Here is a 22,445-nt window from a genome sequence, read left to right on the forward strand (position 1 = left end):
CCGAGCGGGCCGACCGGGAGTGCGGGATTTTACCGGCGCGCAACCGCGCGCGTCGGTCGGAAAGCGAAGCCGCGTCTGCGACAATCATCGGCCGGCGAGTCGACCGTTCGGCAGTACCTCAGCATGGAGGCGTGCACGTGTCCTTCCTGATCCGGGTCCAGCTCCCGGACCGTCCCGGCACCCTGGGTGCGGTCGCCTCCGCGCTCGGCGCGATCGGAGCCGACATCCTCAGCGTGGACGTGGTGGAGCGCGGCTCGGGCCTGGCCATCGACGACCTGGTGGTGGAGCTGCCCTCCGGGCGGCTGCCGGACGTGCTGATCACCGCCGCGGAGTCCATCGACGGCGTGGAGGTCGACGCGGTGCGGCCGTACGCGGGCGTGCTGGACACCCACCGCGAGCTGGAGCTGGTGGAGGAGGTCGCCGAGGAGCCCGCCAAGGGCCTGGCGGTGTTCACCGAGGGCGTGCCCAAGATCATCCGCGCGGGCTGGGCCGTGGTCGTGGAGCGGGGCAAGGCCGGGGTGCACCGGGTGACCGCGTCCACGGCCGCCCCGGAGACCCGCCTGGTGGACCCGCCGTGGTTCCCGCTGGCGCGGGCCACCGTGCTCGACGGCGAGGACGGCTGGGTGCCCGAGACGTGGCGCGAGCTGGGCACCGAGCTGGCCGCGACCCCGCTGGGCAGGCCCGACCGGGTGCTGCTGGTGGGTCGTCCCGGCGGGCCGATGTTCCGCGCGGCCGAGGTGGCGCGGCTGGCCCACCTGGCCGGGATCGTGTCCGTGGTGCTGCCGGACTGACCGCCGCCGGACCGACCGCTGCCGGACCGACCGCTGCCGGACCGACCGCTGCCGGACCGACCGGCTGTTAGCGGACCGGCCTGCCGCTAGCGGACCGACCGGCCGCGCACGATCCGGCGGGCCTGCTCGACGAGCTGGGCGTTGTTCGCGGCCGGGCGGCCGTCCGGGAGGGTGAGCACGTCCTCCAGGCCGACGCGGGTGTCCAGCTCCAGGCGGGCGGCGTGGCCCAGCACCGGCCAGGCGCTGTCGTCCTCGCCGTGCAGCAGGACCGGCACGCCCAGCGGCTCCAGCAGCGCGAGCAGCCGCTCGGCCTCGGCGACGCCCTCGCCGGGCTGGACCTCGGCCAGCAGCCGCACGGTCCCCTCCGGCACCCCGGCGGCGAGCAGCCGCCGGGCCGCCTCCTCGTGGAACACGCCCACCTCGACGCCGATCCCGGCCTCGCGCAGCGCCCGGCACACCTCCAGCCAGCCCTCCTCGTGGGCGTTGACCGAGGCGAAGTCCGGCTTGCCCGCCGCCAGGCCCGCCCAGCCGCGCACCAGCTCGGCCCGCCTGCGCGGGTCCGGCTCGATCCACGCCCCGGTGGTGACGCCGATCGCGGCGCGCGGCACGGCGGCGCGCACCACCGAAACCGCGGTGGCCACCTCCGGGCCCGCGAGCACCTCCGCGCCGGTGATGTCGCGCGGGTGCAGGTGGAACGAGGTGACCCCGAGCCGGGCCACGGCGACCGCGTCGGCGGCCAGCTGCTGGGGGGTGATCGGCAGGGCCGGGTGGCTGCCCGCCGGGCGCGCGCCGTTGGAACAGACCTGGAGCACGCGACCCACCGAACCACACGGTGTTGGATACCGCCATGTCGACGCTCACCTCTGCCCTGTTGCGGCACCGCGCGGGCCACAAGTCGTACTGGCGCGGTCTGGCGTACCGCGATGCCGTGGTGTCCCTGGAAGTGCATCCACGCCACGTGACGGGGGTCGTGGTGGGCACAGCGGAGTACGAGGTGTCGTTGGCGTGGGACGCCGAGGTGCTGGTGGGCTCGTGCTCGTGCCCGTACGGCGCGGAGGGGTTCTTCTGCAAGCACTGCGTGGCGGTCGGCCTGGTGCTGCTGGCGCGCGGGCTGACCGTGCCGCCGCCGGACGCGGAGGACTCGGCGCTGCGCGCCCGGCTGGCCGAGCTGCCGCCGGAGGTGCTGGCGGACTTCCTCTACGAGCAGGCCGCGCGCGACCCCGCGCTGCGGGCCAGGGTCATGAGAGCTCCAGTCGGAAGGCGATGAGGTCCACGCCCGGCTTGGGCCGCCAGTCCCGCTCCGGGCTGCGCGCGAAGCCCAGCCGCCGGTACAGGCGCAGCGCGCTGGGCATCCGCTCGGAGGTGCTCATGACCAGCCGCGCGGCGCCCACCTCGCGGGCGCGCCCGATCGCGGCTCGGACCAGCGCCTCCCCGATGCCGCGGCCGCGCGCGTCGGGGCGCACGGCGAGCATCCGGAACTCCAGCTCGCCCTCGCGGCAGGTCTCGGCGTAGGGCGAGCCGGGGTGGACCACCGAGATGGTGCCCAGCACCGCGTCCCGATCGTCCACCGCGACCAGCAGGTCGGCGTGCCGGGCCCGGTCGCGGGCGTCGGCGAGCTCGGCGGCGTAGTCGTTGACGGGACCGGTGAGGTAGCCCTCCGCCCGGTAGGCGGCGACGGTCAGCGCCCCGACCTCGTCCCACTCGTGCTCGTGCGCGGGCCTGACGACGACGTCGGGCATCGCTTCCCCTTCCTGGTCGCGGTTGCCCGATTATCGACCAGGAAGGGGGCCGCGATCATGCGTTCCGGGTGACCGGCTCAGGCGTCCTCAGCGTTCGGCTCGCCGACGGTGGCCAGCGGGGTGGCGGCCTCCGGGCCGTCGGCGAGGAGGGTTCGGAAACCCGCCTCGTCCAGCACCGGCACCTTCAGCTGCAGCGCCTTGTCCGCCTTGGAGCCGGGGTTGTCGCCCACCACCACGAAGGCGGTCTTCTTCGACACCGAGCCGACCGCCTTGCCGCCGCGGGCCAGGATCGCCTCCTTGGCCTCGTCGCGGGAGAAGCCCTCCAGCGAGCCGGTCACCACGATCGACAGGCCCTCCAGGTTGCGCGGGACCGAGGTGTCGCGCTCGTCGACCATACGCACCCCGGCCGCCCGCCACTTGCGCACGACCTCCTGCCGCCACGCGGTCCCGGCCCACTCCCGCACCGCCAGCGCGATCGTCGGCCCCACCCCCTCGGCGGCGGCCAGCGCCTCCTCCGACGCCGAGGTGATCGCCTCCAGCGAGCCGAACTCCCGCGCCAGCGCGCGGGCCGCGGTCGGCCCCACGTGCCGGATCGACAGCGCGACCAGCACCCTCCACAGCGGACGCTGCTTCGCGGTCTCCAGGTTGTCCAGCAGCTTCACCGCGTTGGCGGTCAGCTCGCCGTGGATGGTGCGGAACAGCTCGACCTGCCCCAGCTTGTCCGCGTCGAGGGAGAACAGGTCGCCCTCGTCGTCGTAGACCGGCGAGTCGACCAGGGCGGCGGCGGCCTCGTAGCCGAGCACCTCGATGTCCAGCGCCGACCGGGAGGCCAGGTACGCCAGCCGCTCCCGCAGCTGGCCGGGGCAGCGCGCCGCGTTGGGGCAGCGGATGTCGACGTCGCCCTCCTTCATCGGCCGCAGCGCGTGCCCGCACTCGGGGCAGGTCAGCGGCATGACGAATTCGCGCGCGTCGTCCGGGCGGGCGTCGATCACCGGGCCGAGGACCTCCGGGATCACGTCGCCCGCCTTGCGGATGACGATGCGGTCGCCGATCAGCACGCCCTTGCGCTTGACCTCCGAGGCGTTGTGCAGCGTCGCCCGCGCCACCGTGGACCCGGCCACCTTCACCGGCTCCATCACCGCGAACGGCGTCACCCGACCGGTGCGACCCACCTGGACCTTGATGTCCAGCAGCGTGGTGGTCGCCTCCTCCGGCGGGTACTTGAACGCGATGGCCCACCGGGGCGCGCGCGAGGTCGTGCCGAGGCGGCGCTGCAGCGGCACCTCGTCGACCTTCACCACCACGCCGTCGATCTCGTGCAGCGCGTCGTGCCGGTGCGCGCCCCAGTGCTCGACGTGCTCGCGGGCCTCCTCGAACGAGCCGACCACCTTGGTGTGCGGCGACACCGGTAGCCCCCACGCGCGCAGCGCCTCGTACGCCTCGGACTGGCGGGTCAGCTCGAAGCCCTCCCGCTTGCCCAGGCCGTGGCAGATCATCCGCAGCCTGCGAGAGGCGGTGACCTTGGGGTCCTTCTGCCGCAGCGACCCGGCCGCGGTGTTGCGCGGGTTGGCGAACGGCGGCTTGCCCGCCTCGACCAGCTTCGCGTTGAGCTCCAGGAAGTCCTCGACCGCGAAGAACACCTCGCCGCGCACCTCGACCAGCTCGGGCACCGGGTGCTCGTCGGTGCCGGTGAGCACCTCGGGGATGTCGTCGATGGTCCGGACGTTGAGCGTCACGTCCTCGCCGGTGCGACCGTCGCCCCTGGTCAGGGCGCGGACCAGGCGGCCGTCGCGGTAGAGCAGGTTGATGGCGAGGCCGTCGATCTTCAGCTCGCACAGGTAGTGCGTGCCCGCGCCGACCTCCTTCTCCACCCGCTTGAACCACTCCTGGAGCTCGTCGAGGTCGAAGACGTTGTCCAGGCTGAGCATCCGCTCCAGGTGGTCGACCGCGGTGAACTCGGTCGAGAACGTGCCGCCGACCCGCTGGGTCGGCGAGTCGGGCGTGGCCAGGCCGGGGTGGGCGTCCTCCAGCTCCTGCAGCGAGCGCAGCAGCGCGTCGAACTCCCCGTCGCTGATGGTGGGCGAGTCCAGCACGTAGTAGCGGAACTGGTGCCCGCGCACCTCCTCCGCGAGCGCCTGGTGCCGCTCCCGCACGTCGGCGGGGACGTCTTCGACACCTTCGACCGGGGTGGGTTCATCGCTGCTGGTCACGGGGTGAGCCTAGCCGGCGGGTCCGACAGTTTCAGGAGGACGGCTCGGCTTGGGACTGGTCGAGTCCGCGCACCAGTTCGCGGAACTCCAGCAGGCCGATGGTGGCCGCTGGCTCGGTCGTGGCGGTTTCCACCCGACCGAGGCGCTCACCCGCCAACCGCTCACCGAGGGTGACGTCCAGCGGGAGGAACGTCATGGTCCGCCGCTGCTCCTCGTCCAGTGCCGCGAACTCGGGGTGGTACACCGCCACGTCCACCAGGCCGTCGTTGACCTGGGCGACCACCCGCACGTCGGCCAGCGGGAGCCTGCGCGCGCCGAGGTTGACGGTGACCTCGGTCGGGTCGGGCACCGGGGGCACCGAGTCGTGGTACTCCCAGATCATGTCCTCCGGCGGCGCGGCGGCCTTCCAGGCGTCGGTGTAGGGGCGCAGCCTCGGGTCCTCCTGGCCGCTGATCACCAGCGCGTAGATGGCCCGGTGCCCGCGGTCGACGGTGAAGTGCAGGTCCGGGTGGATGCCCGCGACCAGCTCGCACAGCTCGTTCTCCACCCGGTGCGGCTCGCGGTCCCCCAGCGCGGCGCTGACCTGCGGCAACAGCTCGAACCAGCGCTCCCAGAACCGCTGCGCGGCCTCCTCCGGGTTGGGCAGGTGCCCGCTGGGGTGCGCGGCGGGTCGCGGCGGCTCGGGTCGGTTGCGGCGGAACCAGCTCATGCCCCCATCCTCTCGCGAATCGCGCGTTCGGACACCGAGAACCGAGCGTTCCGGCACCCCGAACCGAGCGTTCGAGCACCTGGGCGTCCCCTGTGGACAGATCCGTCCACAGGGGACAGCCCGGTCACCAGCCCTCGGGCGGCTCCACGAACGCCTTGCCCAGGTCGCGGGTCAGCGACAGCGCCCGGCGGACCCACCCCGCGCTCGCGCCCGCCAGCCCGCAGGTCGGCGTCGGCACCGCCTGGGCGGCCAGCGTGGAGCGGGCGAAGCCCAGCCGGTCGACCAGCTCCAACGCCGGACGCGCCAACGACTTCAGGTCCACCGGGGCACCGGGGGCCGTGCTGGGCACCAGCCCCAGCAAGAACACCAGGCCCTCCTGCCACGCCTCGCCGATCTCGTCCAGCATCCGCTGCTCGATGATCGTGGCGTCCAGCGACACCGCCCGCGCGCCCGCCTTGCGGATCAGCGACACCGGCGGGTTGGGCGCGCAGCAGTGCACGACCACGTCCGCGTCCACCGCCTCCACGACGGTCCGCAGCACCGCCTGCGCCTCGGGTTCGGGCACCGCGGGCACCGTGCCCAGCTTCGACGGCGTGGGCAGCAGGCCGCGCAGCACGGCGGGCAGCGCGGGTTCGTCCAGCTGCACCACCACGCGGGCGCCGGTCCGCTTGGCCACCTCGGCCACGTGCCCGCGCAGGCCCTCGCACAGCGACTCGGTGAACTCCCGCAGCGCGCCGGGGTCGGTCATCACCCGGTGGCCGCGCGGCAGCTCCACGGTGGCGGCCAGCGTCCACGGCCCGGCCGCCTGCACCTTGACCACCGCGGGCCTGGTCGCGGCGGCGGCCTCCTCCAGCGCGTCGAGGTCCCAGCGCAGCAGGTCCACCGCCCGCCGGTGGTCCCGGCCGGGGCGCGCGGCGACCCGGTAGCCGGAGGGGACCACCTCCACGGGCAGGTCGACCAGCAGGGCGGCGGTGCGGCCGGTCAGGTCCGCGCCGACCCCGCGCGCGGGCAGCTCGGGCAGGTGGGGCAGGTCGGGCAGCTCGCCGAGGACGAGGCGGGCCGCCTCGTGCGGGTCGGTTCCGGGCAGCGAGCCGATGCCGGTCGCGGTGCCTTCGGGCCAGGGGGCAGGGTCCACGTCACCAGTTTCCCACCGCCCCCCGCGCACGCCCCGTTGACCGGTCGAAGACAGAAAGGTCTAGACCCATTGACGGTCCGGCGCGGGCCACATACGGTTACCTCGTCGGTGCGGACGGTTATCGCACCGCCCAGAACGTGGTGCGGGGGTGTGACGCGCCCCATGCCCTCGCGCCACTTCCACTCCCCCGAGCGCCGCGCGAGCCGTCCGTGACTCCCCCTGTCCGCCACGGACGGCGAGCGCTCATGGTCGCGGCGGCTGATCGCCCGAGTAGCCCAGGTCCGCCAGGTAGTCCGCCAAGCCGCGCTTGGCGGACCCCTCCTCCTCCGGGGCGCAGGCGGGTTCCACGCCGACCACGAAGGCGGACGGTGCCGCGCGCCGCAGCCCCAGGATCAGCGAGGCGCGGGTCGGAGCGGGACGATCAGCGCCGTCGTCGACGTCGCCGGAGGCACCGAGCGCGTGCGTCATCGCAATTCCCTCACTTGTTCCAGTGGGTGCCCGGCGCTGCGCGGGCCGGGCGGCGCTGCCTCCACGGTCCAGCAAGAACCACATCGGGGACAGAGCCATCCGGGCTCATCTCGGGCCCGTCTCAGCCCGCTCCGGGCCGTCCTCACGCCGACCGGCGCAGCCCCAGCACCTGCAGCGCGATGAACCCGGCCACCGCGACCGCCTGGGCCACGACCACCGCGACCCCCAGCGGCGTCACCTCGAACCAGCCCGCGAACGCGGTCAGGAAGCTGTCCACCACCCACAGGAAGTTGCCCAGCACCACCACCCCGACCAGCGGTCGGATCGGCTTGGTCCCGAGCAGGAAAACCCCGATCCCGTAAACCACGAGGAATGCGCCCAGACCGATCACCAGCCCCCTCGGCAAACCCAGCGGAGCGTCGATCAGCAGGGCCAGGACCCCCAACCCGCCCGAGGCGACACCGTCGAGCTTGAGAGCGAAGCGGAGCAGGCCGTCATTGCGAACTTGATTCGTCGTCATGGCCATGAAGCTAGGTCCGCCGGAACTGCCAACGCCACGCCGAACGCTGCCAACGCCTGCCAGTCAGCGGTCCGCGACCTGGGAGAACAGGTCGGCTGCCACCAACTTGGCCCCCGCGTTCTGCCAGTTGTGCAGGGTCCGCTCGGGCACCTGGTTGACGAACCAGGCGAGCGCCTTGCGCGATTCCGGGTCCAGGTCCTCGCGTTTCGTCCGACTGCTGTAAGGACGAATTCCCACCACGTAGTAGAAGTACAGCGCGTTGTAGTGCCGCCATTCATCGCTGGTGCCGAAGTCGCCGTCCTTGGGCTTGAGCCGGGAAATGCCCTCCAGCAGCAGCGACTTCAACTCCGCCGCCCGTTCCAGCGGCTGGTCGGCCGCGCCTCGGGCGGCCAGCCGGGCGTCGATCACCGGCAGCCGCGTCAGCGGGCTGGCGACCAGCTTGGCCAGGTCGCCGTAGTGGCTCAGGGCCCGCCGGGTCAGCTTGGCGAACTCGACCTCGTCCACGTCGGCCAGCGGCGGGCGCTTGGGCAGCGCCTCCGCGGCCTCGCGCAACTCGGCCCGCTCGGCGGCCACCGCGGGCAGCGCCACCCGGTCCACCGCCGCGGCCAGCGGGTTGGCCAGCACCTGCACCGCGACGGCGGCGGCGACCGTGCCGAACAGCAGCGGCACCAGCCGCTCGTCCAGGAACAGCGCCACCTGCGCCCCGAACACCAGCGCCGTGCCCGCCGACACGGCCAGCGAGCGCACCATGTCCGCGCGGACCGCCTCGCCCTCGTCGAACGCGTCCGCCGCGGCCACCAGCACGCCGAACAGCAGCAGGTCCACCCCGATCGAGGTGACCATCAGCCAGGGCGGCAACCAGTCGACTCGCAGCAGCACCGCCGCCGACCCCAAGGTGAACATCAGCGTCACCACGCCCGCCAGCGCCCGGTCCCGCCGAGCGCGCAGGAGCAGCGCGAACGCCGCGGCCAGCGGCACCAGCACCACGGCGGGCGCGAAGTGCGCCACCACCAGCAGCGGCACCGCGCCCAGCCGCCACCAGCGCTCGTAGCGCTCGGGCAGCCAGCACGCGATCACGCCCGTCCACGCCACGGCGGGCGCGGCCAGCAGCACCGCCGGTGGGTGCGGTAGCGCCAGCGCCACCGCGTAGGCGAGCAGTCCCGCCGCCGTGCGGTGCAGCAACGGCTTTCGCGGGTCGCGCGCCAGCAGGTACAACCCCAGCCACCAGGCCAGGCCGAACACCACCACCGATACCCCGATCACCCGCCGATCCTAGAGTCGACCCGAACGGGGGTGGTGAGGATTGTCATGCAGCCCTACAAGTGGCCGCCGGGTTGAGGGGATGCTGGCGGCATGGACGTCGCCGCGGCCGCTGACCGCATCCGCCCCCACATCCGCCGCACCCCGCTGCTGCGCACCGAGGTCGACGGACGGCCGCTGGTGCTCAAGCTGGAGCACCTCCAGCTCACCGGCTCGTTCAAGCTGCGCGGGGCGCTGAACACCCTGCTGTCCGGGGAACTGCCCGACCGGGTGGTGACCGCGTCCGGCGGCAACCACGGGCTGGGCGTGGCGCGGGCGGCGCAGCTGCTCGGCGTGCCCGCGACGGTCTACGTCCCGCTGGGCGCGCCGGAGGGCAAGGTGCGGCGGATCGAGGCGGTGGGCGCGAAGCTGATCCGGCACGGCGCCACCTACGCCGAAGCCGCCGCGGCGGCGCGGCAGGTGCCGGGGGTGTACGTCGAGGCGTACAACTCCCCCGAGGTCATCGCCGGGCAGGGCACCGTGGCCGCCGAGGTGGTGGCCGACGCGCCGGACGTGGACGCCATCGCGGTGGCGGTCGGCGGCGGCGGGCTGATCGCCGGAACCGTGCTCGGGGCGGGCGGCAGGACCGTCGTGGGCGTCGAGCCGGAGCGCTGCCGGGCGCTGCACCGGGCGCTGGAGGCCGGTGAGCCGGTGGACGTGGAGATCGACTCGGTGGCCGCGTCGGCGCTCGGGGCGACCAGGGTCGGCGAGCTCCCCTTCGCCGTGGTCGCCGAGGCGGGCGTGCGTTCGGTCCTGGTCAGCGACGCCGAGCTGCTGGCGGCGCGGGACCGCCTGTGGGAGGAGTTCCGCCTGGCCGTGGAACCCGCCGCGGCGGTGCCCTTCGCGGCGTGGCTGCACGGCCGCGTCCCCGGCGACCTGCCCTGCGTGGTCCTCTGCGGCGCCAACACCGACTGGACCCCCGCCTGACCCGCGAGTCGAACCTCCAGAACCCCCGAGTTCAACGCTCAGAACAACCACGCCCGCCCCCGGCGCCACCCGGTCGCGGGCGTGTCGGGAGTGTCGCCCCCGCGAGTCGCGCGCCTGGACACCACGAACCGAGCGTTCACGCACCTCGGGCGGTACTTACCGGCCCACACACACCCGCCGGGTAGTACTTGCCCACGTACCAGGGCAGCGCGCGCTGCGGGGTGCCCGCGAGCGCCGCTTTGCTGGATAACCCAACCTGAGCGTTGAACTCAGGGGTCCTGAGCGTTCGACTCGCGGGTCAGCGGGTGGTGGTGATGGTGGCGCTGGCCAGGACGAGGTCGCCCGCGGTGGGGTCGGGGCGGTAGAGGGCAACGGCCTGACCGGGGGCGACGCCGCGCAGCGGCTCGCGCAGGTGGACCACCACCGAGCCGTCCACCAGCTCGGCCACGGCGGGCGCGGTGCCGCCGTGCGCCCGCACCTGGGCCACGCACTCCACCGGGCCGTCCCACTCGATCCGGGACACCGGCCGCTCGGCGACGATCTCGGTCACCGCGAGCTTCTCGGCCGAACCCACCCGCACGGTGCCGCTGACCGGCTCCAGCGACAGCACGTAGCGCGGCCTGCCGTCCGGGGCGGGCGCGTCGATGCCCAGGCCCTTGCGCTGACCCACGGTGAACTCGTGCACACCCGCGTGCCTGCCCAGCACCGCGCCGGTCTCGTCGTCCACCAGCAGGCCCGGCTGCTCGCCCAGCCGCCGGGTCAGGAAACCGCGCGTGTCGCCGTCGGGGATGAAGCAGATGTCGTGGCTGTCCGGCTTCTCCGCCACCGACAGCCCGCGCGCCGCGGCCTCCTCGCGCACCGCCGCCTTGGTCGACCCGCCCAGCGGGAACATCGCGTGCGCCAGCTGCTCGGCGGTCAGCGACGCCAGCACGTAGGACTGGTCCTTGCCGTCGTCGGCGCTGCGCCGCAGCTCCACTCGTCCGTCCACAGTGGACAGCCGCGCGTAGTGCCCGGTGCACACCGCGTCGAAGCCCAGCGCCACCGCCTTGTCCAGCAGCGCCTCGAACTTGATCCGCTCGTTGCAGCGCAGGCACGGGTTGGGCGTGCGGCCCGCGGCGTACTCGGCCACGAAGTCCTCGACCACGTCCTCGGTGAACCGCTCGGCGAAGTCCCACACGTAGAACGGGATGCCCAGCACGTCCGCGGCGCGGCGGGCGTCGTGCGCGTCCTCGATGGTGCAGCAGCCGCGCGCGCCGGTGCGCAGCGTGCCCGGCTTGGCCGACAGGGCCAGGTGCACGCCGGTCACGTCGTGCCCCGCCTCGACCGCGCGCGCCGCCGCCACCGCGGAGTCCACGCCGCCGCTCATCGCCGCCAGCACCCGCATCCCGGTCACACCTCCGCCTTCCGCCGCATCCCCGCGATGCCCGCCGTGCGGGCGCGCTCCACCACCGGTCCGATCGCCTCGGCCAGCTCCCGCACCTCGTCCTCGGTGGACGTGTGGCCCAGCGAGAAGCGCAGCGAGCCGCGCGCCAGCGCCCGGTCCACGCCCATGGCCAGCAGCACGTGGCTGGGCTGCGCCACGCCTGCGGTGCACGCCGAGCCGGTGGAGCACTCGATGCCCTTGGCGTCGAGCAGCATCAGCAGGCTGTCGCCCTCGCAGCCGGGGAAGGTCAGGTGGGCGTTGCCGGGCAGCCGGTGCACCGGGTCGCCGTTGACCACCACGTCCGGCACGGCCGCGCGCACGGCCGCGACCAGCTCGTCGCGCAGCGCGGACAGCCGGGCGGCGGTGGCCTCCTGGTGGGTGACCGCGTGCCGGACCGCCGCGGCCAGCCCGACGATGGCGGGCACGTCCAGGGTGCCGGAGCGCACGTCGCGCTCCTGCCCGCCGCCGTGCAGCACGGGGGTGGTGGGCACGTCGCGGCCCAGCAGCAGCACGCCCACGCCGTAGGGGCCGCCGATCTTGTGGCCGGACAGCGTCATCGCGCTCGCGCCGGAGGCGGCGAAGTCGACCGGCACCGCGCCCAGCGCCTGCACCGCGTCGGTGTGGAACGGCACGCCGTGCTCGGCGGCGACGGCGGCCAGCTCGGGCACCGGGTTGAGCGTGCCGACCTCGTTGTTCGCCCACATGGCGGTGACCAGCGCCACGTCCTCGCCCATGGCCTCGCGCAGCGCCTCGGGGCGGACGCGGCCCAGGCCGTCGGGCTCCAGCCAGGTGATCTCGGCGCCCTCGTGGTCGGCCAGCCACTGCACCGCGTCGAGCACGGCGTGGTGCTCGACCGAGGAGGCGACCACGCGCTTGCGCCCGCGCGCCCAGTAGACGCCCTTCACGGCCAGGTTGTCGCTCTCGGTGCCGCCGCTGGTGAAGATCACCTCGGACGGCCGGGCGCCCAGCGCGTCGGCGATGTCCTCCCTGGCCTCCTCGACCGCCCGCCGCGCGCGCCTGCCGGAGGTGTGCAGCGACGAGGCGTTGCCCGTGCTGGACAGCGCCCGCGTCATGGCCGCGATCGCCTCGGGGAGCATGGGCGTCGTGGCGGCGTGGTCGAAGTAGGCCATCAGTGCTCCAGGGTAGCCCGGCAGCGCGGTCCGGTGAGCGCGGCACCGACCACCGAGACCGCCGCCATCAGCAGGTCGAACGGGATCACCGCGGCGGTGGGCGCCTGCGCGGAGGCCAGCGCGGAGACGAGCACCCCGCCCAGGCCGACCAGCAGGGCCGAGCCGAGCATGTCGCTGATCTGCAGCGCGGAGGAGTTGAAGCCCCGGTCGGCGTCGGTGGAGGCGGCCAGGGTGAGCACGCTGAGGCTGGACATGGCCAGTCCCATGCCCGCGCCCGCGAGCGCCCACAGCGCGGGGGTGGCCCAGGCCGGTCCCCAGGCCGGTGCGATGAGCGTCACGCCCGCGATGCCCGCCGCGTTGAGCAGGAAGCCCCAGCGGACCAGCTTCTCGCGGGGGATGTCGGGCTTGCGGGACTGCCACATGGCCGCGCCGGACCAGCCCAGCGCGCTGAGCGTGAGCGGGATGCCCGCGGCCAGCGCCGAGTAGCCGTGCACGGAGGTCAGGGTGAGCGGGATGAACGCCTCGGCGGCGAAGAACGACCCGGCGAGCAGGCCGCGGGCGAGGATGGTCACCGGCAGGCCGCGCCGCGCGGTGAGCGTGCCCTTGGGCAGCAGCACGCGCAGCGACGGCACCAGGACGACCAGGCCCGCCAGACCCAGCGCCAGGTCCAGCGCGCCGGTCGGGTGCTGGGCGGCCCAGCTCAACCCCACCACGCCCGCGCTCGCGCCCAGCGCGGCCAGCGGCAGACCAGGTCGGGCGGGGGCCTCGCCGCGCTGCGGCGGCAACGCGCGCAGCACCGGCACCAGCAGCAGGAAGCCCGCCAGCACGAACGGGGCCAGACCGAGGAACACCCAGCGCCAGCTCAGCTGCTCGGTCAGCCACCCGGCCAGCGCCGGGCCGACCAGGGACGGCACCACCCAGGCCGCGGAGAGCAGCCCGAACACCGCCGGGCGGTCGCGTTCCGGGTAGACCAGGCCGATCAGCACGTACACGGCCACGATCTGGGTGCCCGCGCCCAGCCCCTGCAGGAACCGGCCCAGCAGCAGCACCGGCATGTCCCCGGCGACGCCCGCGACCAGCAGGCCCGCCACGAACAGCGCCGGGCCGACCAGCAGCGACGGCCGGGGCCCGCGCCGGTCGCTGAACCGTCCGGACAGGACGGTGGCCACCACGCTGGCGGCCAGGAACGCCAGGAAGGGCCAGGCGTAGAGGTCCGCGCCGTCCAGCTCGGCGACCATGCGGGGCATGGCCGTGCTGACGCCCATGGCCTCGAAGGCCAGCAGGGTCACCAGCAGCACGATCCCGACCGTGGGCCCCCGGTGCTCCGGCGACCACAGTCGGGACCTGGCTTCCGCTGCTGCTCGGGCTGCGCTCACGCCCCCATCGTCCAACCTCCACCCTGGTCGAGGTCAAACCGGTATGCGAGCACTCCTCGGATTGGGGGCGGTCAGACGAGGGCGGCGTGCGTTCCCCACGCCGGGACCCCGTCGCGGGCAGCGCGCTCCGCCGCCCGCTCCGCCGCCCGCTCCGCCGCCCCTTGGGCCAGCGCCGCCAGCTCCCGGCGGTCGGCCGCGCGGCCGGGGGCGATCTCGTCCAGCACGTGCACCTCCACCACCAGGCCGCGCAGCCGCAGCACCCGCCGCAGCGAGTCCACCAGCGTGTCCGCCCCCACGAACGCCGTCCGCGTGGTCGCCGCGCCGTCGCCCGCCCGGTACCGCAGCACCACCGGGCGGACCGGCACACCCGCGTCCAGCGCCGCCTGGAACAGCGCGGGCCGGTAGCGCCCCGACGCCAGGCCGCACCACGTGGTGCCCTCGGCGTGGATGCCCACCGCGGCGCCCTCGCGCAGCGCGCGGGCCAGCTCGGCGACCGTGCCGGGCAGCAGGGACAGCCGCTCCCGGTCCAGGTACACCGTGCGCGCGGCGGTGACCAGCCTGCCCAGCACCGGCCAGTCCTTGATGTCGCGCTTGGCCACCATGCGGATCGGCTGCACCGCGTCGATGGCCAGCTCGTCCAGCCAGGACACGTGGTTGGCCACCACCAGCACGCCGCGGCCGGGGGTGGCCTGGAACCGGTCGGGGCCGACCACCCGCAGCCGCGCCCCGAACGCCCGCACCAGCGCCCGGAACCACCGGCGCAGCAGCGCCTCCCGCACCCGGCCTCGGGTGGCCAGCGCGCCCAGCACCACGAACCCGCCGCACAGCAGGACGGTCAGCGCGGCCACCGCGCGCAGCAGCGCCCGGACCGCGCCCACGGTGGCGGAGGTGTGGTCGACGCAGCCGTCCCCGCACGGGGAGGTCGGCATCCACGGGTGCGCGCTCATGCCGTCTCCCCCAGGAAGAACCTCAGGTAGCGCCGGTCGATGCGGTCCATGCCGAGCAGGATGAACAGGTCCGCCACGCCGAAGTCGGCGTCCAGCGCGGGCCTGCCGCACACCCAGGCGCCCAGCCGCAGGTAGCCCTTGAGCAGCGGCGGCAGCACCGCCCGCGCGGGCCGGGCGACCTCGTCGACCCGCCACGGCGTGCGGGGGTGCACCCGGTACCGCTCGGGCGCGTAGTGCTTGGCGCGCACCTGGTCCCACACGCCCGCGGCGAACGAGCCGCCGTCGTGCAGCGGCACCGAGGCGCAGCCGACCAGCCAGGAGTGGCCCGACAGCAGCATGTAGCGGGCGATGCCCGCCCACACCAGCGACACCACGGCCCCGTTGCGGTGGTCGGGGTGCACGCAGGAGCGGCCGGTCTCCACCACGCTCGGCCGCAGCGGCGCCAGCGCGCCCAGGTCGAACTCGGTGTCGGAGTAGAGCTTCCCGGCCTCGGCCGCCCGCTCCGGCGGCAGCATCCGGTAGGTGCCGACGATCTCGCCGGTGCGGTCGTCGCGCACCACGAGGTGGTCGCAGAACTCGTCGAAGGGGTCGACGTCGTGGCCCGGCACGGGCGTGTGCAGCACCGCGCCCATCTCCTCGGCGAACACCCGGTGCCGCAGGTGCTGCGCGGCCACGACCTCCGGGCTGTCGCGGGCCACCAGGAGGGAGTAGCGCGGCGCTCCGGCGGCGGTCTCCCCGGTGCTGACAAGCAGTTGCGGCTGCGTCATGCCACTGGTCTACCGACCCGTCGGCGACCGACAGCAGGTCGTTCCGGTGACACGTCAGTGGCAGGTCGGTGAAGCGGCGGTGCGCCCGCGAACGCCAGGAGGGCCGCCCCGCGAGCGGGACGGCCCTCCTGGTGGTGAGCTGCGAGGATCAGCCCTTGCGCTTGCCGACCTCGTCGGTGAGCTGGGGGGCGACGTTGAACAGGTCGCCCACCACGCCGAAGTCGGCGATCTCGAAGATCGGCGCCTCCGGGTCCTTGTTCACCGCGACGATCGTCTTCGACGTCTGCATACCGGCGCGGTGCTGGATCGCGCCGGAGATGCCCAGCGCGATGTAGAGCTGCGGCGAGACGGTCTTGCCGGTCTGGCCGACCTGGAACTGGTGCGGGTAGTAGCCGGAGTCGACCGCCGCGCGGGACGCGCCCACGGCCGCGCCGAGGCTGTCCGCCAGCTTCTCGACGACCTCGAACTTCTCCGCGCTGCCCACGCCGCGGCCGCCGGAGACGACGACCGACGCCTCGGTCAGCTCGGGGCGGTCGCCGCCCGCCACCGGCTCGCGGCCGGTGATCCGGGTGGCCTTGGCCGGGTCGGTGGCGGGCAGCTCCACGGCCTGCTCGACGGCCTCGGCCGGGGCTTCCTCGGCCTCGACGCCGCCGGGGCGCACCGCGATGACCGGGGTGCCCGCGCTGACCTTGGACTTGACCACGTAGGCGCCGCCGAAGACCGACTGGGTGGCCACGCCCTCGCCGTCGAGGTCGACGGCGTCGTAGACCAGGCCGGAGCCCAGGCGCACGGCCAGCCGACCGGCGACCTCCTTGCCCTCCAGGGTGGCCGGGACCAGCACGGCCGCCGGGGACGCGGTGCCCGCGAGCGCGGCCAGTGCGTCCACCTTCGGCGTGACCAGGAGGTTGGCCGCGTCGTCGGACTCGGCGGCGTAGACCTTGGTCGCGCCGTAGCGGCCCAGCGCCTCCCTCACCTTCGCCGCGGTGCCGGGCGATCCGACCACCACCGCGGCCGGGTCGCCGAGACGGCGCGCGGCGGATAGCAGCTCATAGGTGACCTTCTTGACCTCGCCGTCGACGTGGTCGACGAGGACCAGGACCTCGGACATGTGTTCCCTCCCCGCCCTCAAATGAGCTTCTGGCCGACCAGGTACTCGGCGATCTTCACGCCGCCGTCACCCGAGTCCTCGACGCGCTGACCGGCGCTGCGCGGCGGCTTGGGGGCCGCCTCCAGCACCTGGCTGCGCGCGGCGCCCAGGCCGACCTCGGCCGCGTCCAGGCCCAGGTCGGAGATGGTCAGCGTGGTCACGGGCTTCTTCTTGGCCGCCATGATGCCCTTGAAGGACGGGTAGCGCGGCTCGTTGATCTTCTCGGTGACGCTGACGATGGCGGGCAGGCTCGCCTCCAGGTGCGCCACGCCCTCCTCGGTCTCGCGCTCGGCCTTGACCGTGGTGCCCTCGACGGTGACCTTGCGGACCTGGGTGACCTGCGGCAGGCCCAGCAGCTCGGCCAGCATGGCGGGCACCGCGCCCGCGCGGCCGTCGGTGGCCTCGTTGCCCGCGATGACCAGGTCGTAGCCCTCCACCGTGCCGATGGCCTTGGCCAGCACCTTGGCGGTGGTCAGCGCGTCGGAGCCGTGCAGCGACTCGTCGGAGACGTGGACGGCCTTGTCCGCGCCCATGGACAGCGCCTTGCGGATGGCGTCGGTCGCGCGGTCGGGGCCCATCGCGACGACGGTGACCTCGCCGCCGTGCGCCTCCTGGAGCAGCAGCGCCTCTTCGACCGCGCGCTCGTTGATCTCGTCGAGGACGGCGTCCGCGGCGTCGCGGTCGAGGGTGTGGTCGGTGTCGCGGAGCTTGCGCTCGGACCAGGTGTCAGGCACCTGCTTGACCAGGACGACAATGTTCATAGGTCCTCTTCGACCTCCTGCGGACGGGGCTGCGGCGTGACGGGGCGGCGGGAGTGGGACGGGTTCCGCCGGGGTCGTTCGTGACCCTGCCACGTCATCGCCGCGGTGGCACGGTGGTGTCGACCACCCCGATGTTACCCGCCAGTAGCCCAGGTGCAAGCCGCAGCAAGCACCGCCCGCGCGTGACGATGCTCACGGGAAACTCTGCCCGAGCTGCACCGAACGCCGTTAGGGGCCAACATCCCCCACCCCCTATCCGGCTAGGTTCGATCTCATGATCCGGCGAGTTGCGATCATCACCGACTCCACCGCGTGCCTGCCCGACCAGCTGGTCGAGAAGCTGGGCATCGTCGTGGTGCAGATCCAGGTCCGCGTCGGCGACCGGGTGGACGACGAAGCGCGCGTCCCGGTGCCCGAGCTGGTCGACGCCATGCGGCAGCGCCTGGACGTGGCCACCACCCCGCCCGACCCCGGCGCGTTCTTCTGGGCCTACCAGGAGGCCGCCTCGGCGGGCGCGGAGGCGATCGTGTCGCTGCACGTGTCCTCCGGGCTCTCGCGGACCGCGGAAGCCGCCCGCGCGGGCGCGGCGCAGGTGCGCATCCCCGTGCATGTGGTCGACACGGGCACGTGCGGGATGAGCCTGGGCTACGCGGTGGTGGCCGCGGCGACCGTGGGGCAGATCGGCGGCGACGCCGAGCAGGTGGCGGCAGCGGCGCGGCACAGCGCCGCCCGCAGCACCGAGCTGATCTACGTCGACACCCTGGAGTACCTGCGGCGCGGCGGGCGGATCAGCGCCTCGGCGGCGTTCCTGGGCTCGGCGCTGTCGATGAAGCCGCTGCTGACCGTGTCCAAGGGCCTGATCTCGCCGCTGGAGCGGGTGGTGGGCGCGGAGCGCGCGATGCGCAGGCTGGTCGACGTCGCGGTGAAGCGGGCGGGCGAGCAGCAGGTGGACATCGCCGTGGAGCACTTCGACGCCGCCGAGCGGGCCCAGGCCGTGCTGGAGCAGCTCACCGAGCGGCTGCCCCGCGCGCGCCGGGTGCTGCTGACCCCGGTGAGCACCGCGATCGGCGCGCACGTCGGCCCTGGGGCGCTCGGGGTGACCGTTTCGCCGGTTTAGGAACTCCTCGCCAGGTTTGCGCGTTGAGCGGACGGGGAAGGAGGTAGTCATGGCATCGCTGTTCAGCAAACTCGCGGCGTTCGCACGCAGCCCCCAGGGACGCCGGGTTACCGAAAAGGTCAAGTACGCCGCCCAGGACCCGCGAAACCGGGCCAAGGCGCAGCAGCTGCTGCGCAAGTTCAAGAAGCGCTGAGGGACCCGATCTAGGTCGACGGTCTCCGCGCCACCCCGGTCCCCGGCTCCGGCTCCGCCGCGCTCTCCGGCGGCGGTTCCGGAGCCTCTTCCGGCGCCTTCCGCACGGTCGCCTCCGAAGTCGCTTCCCAAGGCGCCTCCGCGAGCTCCTCGCCCGCCGGGCGCACCGGCAGGCCGACCACCGGGTTGCGGAAGATCGGCCGGGTGGCGAAGTCGTCCTCCGGCCAGCGCAGCTCCAGCCGTTCCCCGTCCGGTTCCGGGGCGGGCGCGGGCTGCGGCGGCGCGGGCTCCGCGGGCGCGGGCTCCGTCACCATGCCGTCCTCGCCCTCCTCGGCTCGCTCGACCTCCTCGGCCTCGGTGCGCCTGAGCATCACCGCGGTGAGCACGCAGCCGACCGCGAACGACAGCGCGCACAGCCCCAGCACGACGGCCGCCGTCACGCTCATCGCCCGCCGCCCACCTTGCCCCGGCGCCGCATCAAGCACCCACCCGCTGGTCGACCAGCCCGGTGATCGGCGCGGGCGCCTCCGGCGCGACGCCGCCCGCGCGCAGCCGTCGCAGCTGCGCGGCGGCCAGCCGCGCCTCGGCGATGTGCCGCCGCGCCCGGCGCGCGGCGACCTCGACCACGAAGGCGGCCCGCACCCTGGTCAGCTCCTCCTGCTCGGCCAAGCGCCGGACGGTTTCCGCGCGTCTGCGGATCATGGTGCGCTCGAACGCCTCGCGCTCGTGCTCGCGCCGCGAGCGGGACTCCTCCTCCAGGTGCCTGCACCGCTCGGCGGTCTCCCGCAGCACCCGGTCCACCTGCCCGCGCACCCGGTCCGCGTGCGCCCGCAGCCGCCGCTCCTGCTCCCGCTGCCTGCGCGCCAGCTCGGCCTCGCGCCGGTCCAGCTCCGCGGTCCGCCGGGCGGCGGCCTCGCGCAGCTCGACGGCCTCCCGCACCAGCTCGCGGCGCAGCTCGGCGACCTGGGCGGCGACTTGGGCGGCGACCTCCGGCGCGGGCGTCCCGGCATCCGCCCGGTCCGGGCGGGTGGCCTCCAGCAGCTCGCGCAGGTCCGCCACCCGCGCCAGCGCCGAGCCCCGGTCGGGGTCGGCGCGGCGCAGCTCCTCCTCCAGCCGGTCGACCCGGTCGAGCAGCTGTCGCCGGCGGAAACCCCGGAAGGCGATGCCGAAATCCGCGCGACGCGGAATGGTCCCCGACTCTTTCGCACCCATGCCCGCCCCATCGGCTCCGGTTATCAAGATTCGCCGAGGATAGCGACGCACTGATCAGTCGTCCTGAACGCCGTATGAACCCGCTCATGGGTAAAGTCACCCGTTAGAGTGGATTTTTTCCGACAACTTTCCGAAACTACCCCAACAGAACGTTACTTCTCATCACCCGATGAGGCTAATTATGGTAAAAAGTGTGGGGTACGAAAAAATGTGTGTTGCAGCAAACAATCAGTTGACCGGCATTCGGGATTCACCCGAACCGGTGACATGCGGACCGGACGGCCGGTGCCTACCCGCCAGTAACGGGCAACTACCCTGGGCCGGGTGACCGTCGAGCCACTGCCCCTCACCGGTGAGCGGACCGTGCCGGGCGTCCCGCAGGAGAACTACTGGTTCCGCCGCCACGAAGCCGCCTACCTCGACCTGGCCCCCCTGTGCGCGGGCGCCGAGGTGCTGGAGGCGGGCTGCGGCGAGGGCTACGGCGCCGCCCTGCTCGCCAGGGGGGCCGCGCGGGTGGTCGCGCTGGACTACGACGAGCTCACCGCCGCGCACGCCCACCGCGCCTACCCCGAGCTGGCGGTGCTGCGCGGCAACCTGGCCGCGCTGCCGCTGCGCGACGCCTCCGTGGACGTGGTGGCCAACCTCCAGGTCATCGAGCACCTGTGGGACCAGGAGGGCTTCCTGGCCGAGTGCGCGCGGGTGCTGCGCCCCGGCGGCAGGCTGCTGGTCACCACCCCCAACCGGCTCACCTTCTCCCCCGGCCGCGACACCCCGCTCAACCCGTTCCACACCAGGGAGCTGGCCCCCGACGAGCTGGCCGGGCTGCTGGTCGGCGCGGGGCTGCGGGTGGAGCGGCTGGCCGGGCTGCGGCACGGCCCCCGGCTGCGCGAGCTGGACGCGGCCTTCGGCGGCTCGCTCATCGACGCCCAGGTCCGCGTGGTCGTCGACGGCGGCGGCCGGTGGCCCGCCGACCTGCTGGCCGCCGTGAGCGCGGTGCGCGGCGACGACTTCGAGATCACCGACGACGGCCTCGACACCAGCCTCGACCTGGTGGCCGTGGCGGTGCGCCGGTGACCGGGCAGGGGTCCGAGGGGACGTTCTGCCTGGTGCTGCACAGCCACCTGCCCTGGCTGGCGCACCACGGCGCCTGGCCGGTCGGCGAGGAGTGGCTCTACCAGGCGTGGGCGCACTCCTACCTGCCGGTGGTGGACCTGCTGCGGCGGTTCGCCGACGAAGGCCGTGAAGACGTGCTCACCCTCGGCGTGACACCGGTGCTGGCCGCCCAGCTGGACGACCCGTACTGCCTGCGCGGCCTGCACGACTGGCTGGGCAACTGGCAGCTGCGGGCGCACGGCGCGGCGCGCGGGCTGCCCGACCTGGCCGCCCGCGAGCACCGCGCCTCGCGGTGGGCGTTGGAGGAGTTCGAGACCCGCTGGCGGCACGGCTTCTCGCCGCTGCTGCGGTCCCTGGTGGACTCCCGCGTGGTCGAGCTGCTCGGCGGACCCGCCGCGCACCCGTTCCAGCCGCTGCTGGACGAGCGGCTGCGCGCGTTCGCGCTGCGCACCGGCCTGGACGACACCCAGCGGCGGATCGGCACCCGCCCCGAGGGCATCTGGGCCCCGGAGTGCGCGTACGCGCCGGGCATGGAGGCCGGGTACGCGGCGGCGGGCGTGCGGCGGTTCGTGGTGGACGGTCCGTCGCTGCGCGGGCAGACCTGGGCGGGCCGCACCGTCGGCGACTCGGACGTGGTCTGCTTCGGCCGCGACCTTGAGGTGTCCTACCGGGTGTGGTCGCCCAAGGTCGGCTACCCCGGCGACCCGGCCTACCGCGACTTCCACACCTACGACCACCCCAGCGGCCTCAAGCCGTCGCGGGTGACCGGGGTGCACGTGGACCCGCGCGACAAGAAGCCCTACGACCCCGACCTGGCCGCGGCGGCGGTGCGGCGGCACGCCGAGGACTTCGTCGACGTCGTGGTCGAGCGGCTGAGGTCGCTGCGCGAGCGGCACGGCCGCGCGCTGGTCGTGGCCGCCTACGACACCGAGCTGTACGGGCACTGGTGGCACGAGGGCCCGGCCTGGCTGGAAGCCGTGCTGCGCGCGCTGCCCGAGGCGGGCGTGCGCGTCACCACGCTGCGCGGCGCGGTCGAGGCGGGCCACGTGGCCGGGCCGGTGGAGATCCCGCCGTCGTCGTGGGGCGCGGGCAAGGACTGGCACACCTGGCACGGCCCGCAGGTCAGCGACATCGTGCACGGCAACGCCGAGGTGCAGCGGGAGCTGCTGGAGCTGGACCTGTCCGGCCCGGTCCGCGACCCGGTGGCCGACCAGGCGGTGCGCGAGGCGCTGCTGTCGCTGTCCAGCGACTGGGCGTTCATGGTCACCAAGGACTCGGCCGCCGACTACGCCCGCTACCGCGCCAAGGTGCACGCCGACCGGTTCGCCGAGCTGGCCGCGCTGTGCCGCACCGGACGGGGCAGCACCGGGCGGGGCCACGAGCGGGCCGCCGAGCTGAGGCGGGTGGACGGCCCGTTCGGCCACCTCGACGCGCGGTCCCTCTGATGCCCGCCCACCGGGAA

At 74.2% G+C, this 22,445-nt stretch carries 24 protein-coding genes; 7 read left to right on the forward strand and 17 right to left on the reverse strand.

Annotation, left to right across the window (positions count from 1 at the left end):
* Positions 1-137: 137 nt before the first annotated feature.
* Positions 138-791, forward strand: coding sequence for an ACT domain-containing protein (locus JOF41_RS24075; protein WP_189223307.1), 654 nt, complete (start codon positions 138-140; stop codon positions 789-791).
* 86 nt (positions 792-877) lie between these two features.
* On the opposite strand, the gene JOF41_RS24080 is transcribed toward JOF41_RS24075, so the two are convergent.
* Positions 878-1,603, reverse strand: coding sequence for a 3-keto-5-aminohexanoate cleavage protein (locus JOF41_RS24080; protein WP_189222762.1), 726 nt, complete (start codon positions 1,601-1,603; stop codon positions 878-880).
* Between the two features lie 35 nt (positions 1,604-1,638).
* On the opposite strand from JOF41_RS24080, the gene JOF41_RS24085 reads away from it, so the two are divergent.
* On the forward strand, positions 1,639-2,058 hold the full coding sequence (locus tag JOF41_RS24085) for an SWIM zinc finger family protein (RefSeq protein WP_189222761.1): 420 nt from the start codon (positions 1,639-1,641) through the stop codon (positions 2,056-2,058).
* On the opposite strand, the gene JOF41_RS24090 is transcribed toward JOF41_RS24085, so the two are convergent.
* The 7 genes from JOF41_RS24090 to JOF41_RS24120 all read right to left on the reverse strand — a co-directional run bounded on the left by JOF41_RS24090 (position 2,030) and on the right by JOF41_RS24120 (position 8,835).
* A complete protein-coding gene (locus tag JOF41_RS24090; protein ID WP_209622132.1) occupies positions 2,030-2,530 on the reverse strand; it encodes a GNAT family N-acetyltransferase in 501 nt (166 codons plus the stop codon). The two genes, JOF41_RS24085 and JOF41_RS24090, sit on opposite strands and share 29 nt — an antisense overlap.
* 77 nt (positions 2,531-2,607) lie before the next feature.
* Complete coding sequence (ligA, locus tag JOF41_RS24095; RefSeq protein ID WP_189222759.1) at positions 2,608-4,740, reverse strand: NAD-dependent DNA ligase LigA; 2,133 nt, start codon at positions 4,738-4,740, stop codon at positions 2,608-2,610.
* A gap of 31 nt (positions 4,741-4,771) precedes the next feature.
* Positions 4,772-5,449 (reverse strand): hypothetical protein, encoded by a 678-nt coding sequence (locus JOF41_RS24100; protein WP_209622136.1) that lies wholly within the window; start codon positions 5,447-5,449, stop codon positions 4,772-4,774.
* Positions 5,450-5,573: 124 nt separating this feature from the next.
* On the reverse strand, positions 5,574-6,584 hold the full coding sequence (locus JOF41_RS24105) for a uroporphyrinogen decarboxylase/cobalamine-independent methonine synthase family protein (RefSeq protein WP_209622138.1): 1,011 nt from the start codon (positions 6,582-6,584) through the stop codon (positions 5,574-5,576).
* A 243-nt stretch (positions 6,585-6,827) separates the two neighbouring features.
* Positions 6,828-7,052: a hypothetical protein gene (locus tag JOF41_RS24110; protein ID WP_189222757.1), complete on the reverse strand. Its 225-nt coding sequence runs from the start codon at positions 7,050-7,052 to the stop codon at positions 6,828-6,830.
* A gap of 142 nt (positions 7,053-7,194) precedes the next feature.
* Positions 7,195-7,572: a hypothetical protein gene (locus JOF41_RS24115; RefSeq protein WP_189222756.1), complete on the reverse strand. Its 378-nt coding sequence runs from the start codon at positions 7,570-7,572 to the stop codon at positions 7,195-7,197.
* 63 nt (positions 7,573-7,635) lie between these two features.
* Positions 7,636-8,835 (reverse strand): hypothetical protein, encoded by a 1,200-nt coding sequence (locus JOF41_RS24120; RefSeq protein ID WP_209622141.1) that lies wholly within the window; start codon positions 8,833-8,835, stop codon positions 7,636-7,638.
* A gap of 90 nt (positions 8,836-8,925) precedes the next feature.
* On the opposite strand from JOF41_RS24120, the gene JOF41_RS24125 reads away from it, so the two are divergent.
* Positions 8,926-9,798 carry a threonine/serine dehydratase gene (locus JOF41_RS24125; protein ID WP_189222754.1) on the forward strand — a complete coding sequence of 291 codons (873 nt, stop codon included), beginning with the start codon at positions 8,926-8,928 and terminating at the stop codon, positions 9,796-9,798.
* Between the two features lie 298 nt (positions 9,799-10,096).
* Here the strand turns inward: JOF41_RS24125 and mnmA are convergent, their stop codons facing one another.
* The 7 genes from mnmA to JOF41_RS24160 form a co-directional block, all read right to left on the reverse strand.
* Entirely contained in the window at positions 10,097-11,182 is a 1,086-nt protein-coding gene (gene mnmA, locus JOF41_RS24130; protein ID WP_209624409.1) for a tRNA 2-thiouridine(34) synthase MnmA, read from the reverse strand.
* Between the two features lie 5 nt (positions 11,183-11,187).
* Positions 11,188-12,351: a cysteine desulfurase family protein gene (locus tag JOF41_RS24135; RefSeq protein ID WP_189222753.1), complete on the reverse strand. Its 1,164-nt coding sequence runs from the start codon at positions 12,349-12,351 to the stop codon at positions 11,188-11,190.
* Positions 12,351-13,649 carry an MFS transporter gene (locus JOF41_RS24140; protein WP_229795341.1) on the reverse strand — a complete coding sequence of 433 codons (1,299 nt, stop codon included), beginning with the start codon at positions 13,647-13,649 and terminating at the stop codon, positions 12,351-12,353. Before JOF41_RS24140 ends, JOF41_RS24135 begins: the two co-directional genes overlap by 1 nt.
* 149 nt (positions 13,650-13,798) lie before the next feature.
* Positions 13,799-14,674 carry a lysophospholipid acyltransferase family protein gene (locus JOF41_RS24145; protein ID WP_209622144.1) on the reverse strand — a complete coding sequence of 292 codons (876 nt, stop codon included), beginning with the start codon at positions 14,672-14,674 and terminating at the stop codon, positions 13,799-13,801.
* The gene (locus JOF41_RS24150) at positions 14,671-15,441 is read right to left on the reverse strand and encodes a GNAT family N-acetyltransferase (RefSeq protein WP_189222750.1); all 771 of its coding nucleotides are present in this window, start codon (positions 15,439-15,441) and stop codon (positions 14,671-14,673) included. Before JOF41_RS24150 ends, JOF41_RS24145 begins: the two co-directional genes overlap by 4 nt.
* 148 nt (positions 15,442-15,589) lie before the next feature.
* Complete coding sequence (locus JOF41_RS24155) at positions 15,590-16,549, reverse strand: electron transfer flavoprotein subunit alpha/FixB family protein (protein ID WP_209622147.1); 960 nt, start codon at positions 16,547-16,549, stop codon at positions 15,590-15,592.
* 17 nt (positions 16,550-16,566) lie between these two features.
* Positions 16,567-17,349: an electron transfer flavoprotein subunit beta/FixA family protein gene (locus JOF41_RS24160; protein WP_209622150.1), complete on the reverse strand. Its 783-nt coding sequence runs from the start codon at positions 17,347-17,349 to the stop codon at positions 16,567-16,569.
* Positions 17,350-17,623: 274 nt separating this feature from the next.
* On the opposite strand from JOF41_RS24160, the gene JOF41_RS24165 reads away from it, so the two are divergent.
* Together JOF41_RS24165 and JOF41_RS24170 are read left to right on the forward strand one after the other, a co-directional pair.
* A complete protein-coding gene (locus JOF41_RS24165; RefSeq protein WP_189222748.1) occupies positions 17,624-18,466 on the forward strand; it encodes a DegV family protein in 843 nt (280 codons plus the stop codon).
* 49 nt (positions 18,467-18,515) lie between these two features.
* Positions 18,516-18,659, forward strand: coding sequence for a hypothetical protein (locus JOF41_RS24170; RefSeq protein WP_189222747.1), 144 nt, complete (start codon positions 18,516-18,518; stop codon positions 18,657-18,659).
* A gap of 10 nt (positions 18,660-18,669) precedes the next feature.
* Here the strand turns inward: JOF41_RS24170 and JOF41_RS24175 are convergent, their stop codons facing one another.
* Together JOF41_RS24175 and JOF41_RS24180 are read right to left on the reverse strand one after the other, a co-directional pair.
* Entirely contained in the window at positions 18,670-19,104 is a 435-nt protein-coding gene (locus JOF41_RS24175) for a hypothetical protein (protein WP_189222746.1), read from the reverse strand.
* A gap of 31 nt (positions 19,105-19,135) precedes the next feature.
* On the reverse strand, positions 19,136-19,870 hold the full coding sequence (locus JOF41_RS24180; protein ID WP_209622153.1) for a hypothetical protein: 735 nt from the start codon (positions 19,868-19,870) through the stop codon (positions 19,136-19,138).
* A 324-nt stretch (positions 19,871-20,194) separates the two neighbouring features.
* Here JOF41_RS24180 and JOF41_RS24185 point away from each other — a divergent pair, with 324 nt between their 5' ends.
* Together JOF41_RS24185 and JOF41_RS24190 are read left to right on the forward strand one after the other, a co-directional pair.
* On the forward strand, positions 20,195-20,944 hold the full coding sequence (locus JOF41_RS24185; protein WP_209622155.1) for a class I SAM-dependent methyltransferase: 750 nt from the start codon (positions 20,195-20,197) through the stop codon (positions 20,942-20,944).
* Positions 20,941-22,428, forward strand: coding sequence for a 1,4-alpha-glucan branching protein domain-containing protein (locus JOF41_RS24190; RefSeq protein ID WP_209622157.1), 1,488 nt, complete (start codon positions 20,941-20,943; stop codon positions 22,426-22,428). Before JOF41_RS24185 ends, JOF41_RS24190 begins: the two co-directional genes overlap by 4 nt.
* Positions 22,429-22,445 lie beyond the last annotated feature (17 nt).

This window comes from Saccharothrix coeruleofusca (assembly GCF_017876325.1).
In the GTDB taxonomy this organism is placed as follows: Bacteria; Actinomycetota; Actinomycetes; order Mycobacteriales; family Pseudonocardiaceae; genus Actinosynnema; species Actinosynnema coeruleofuscum.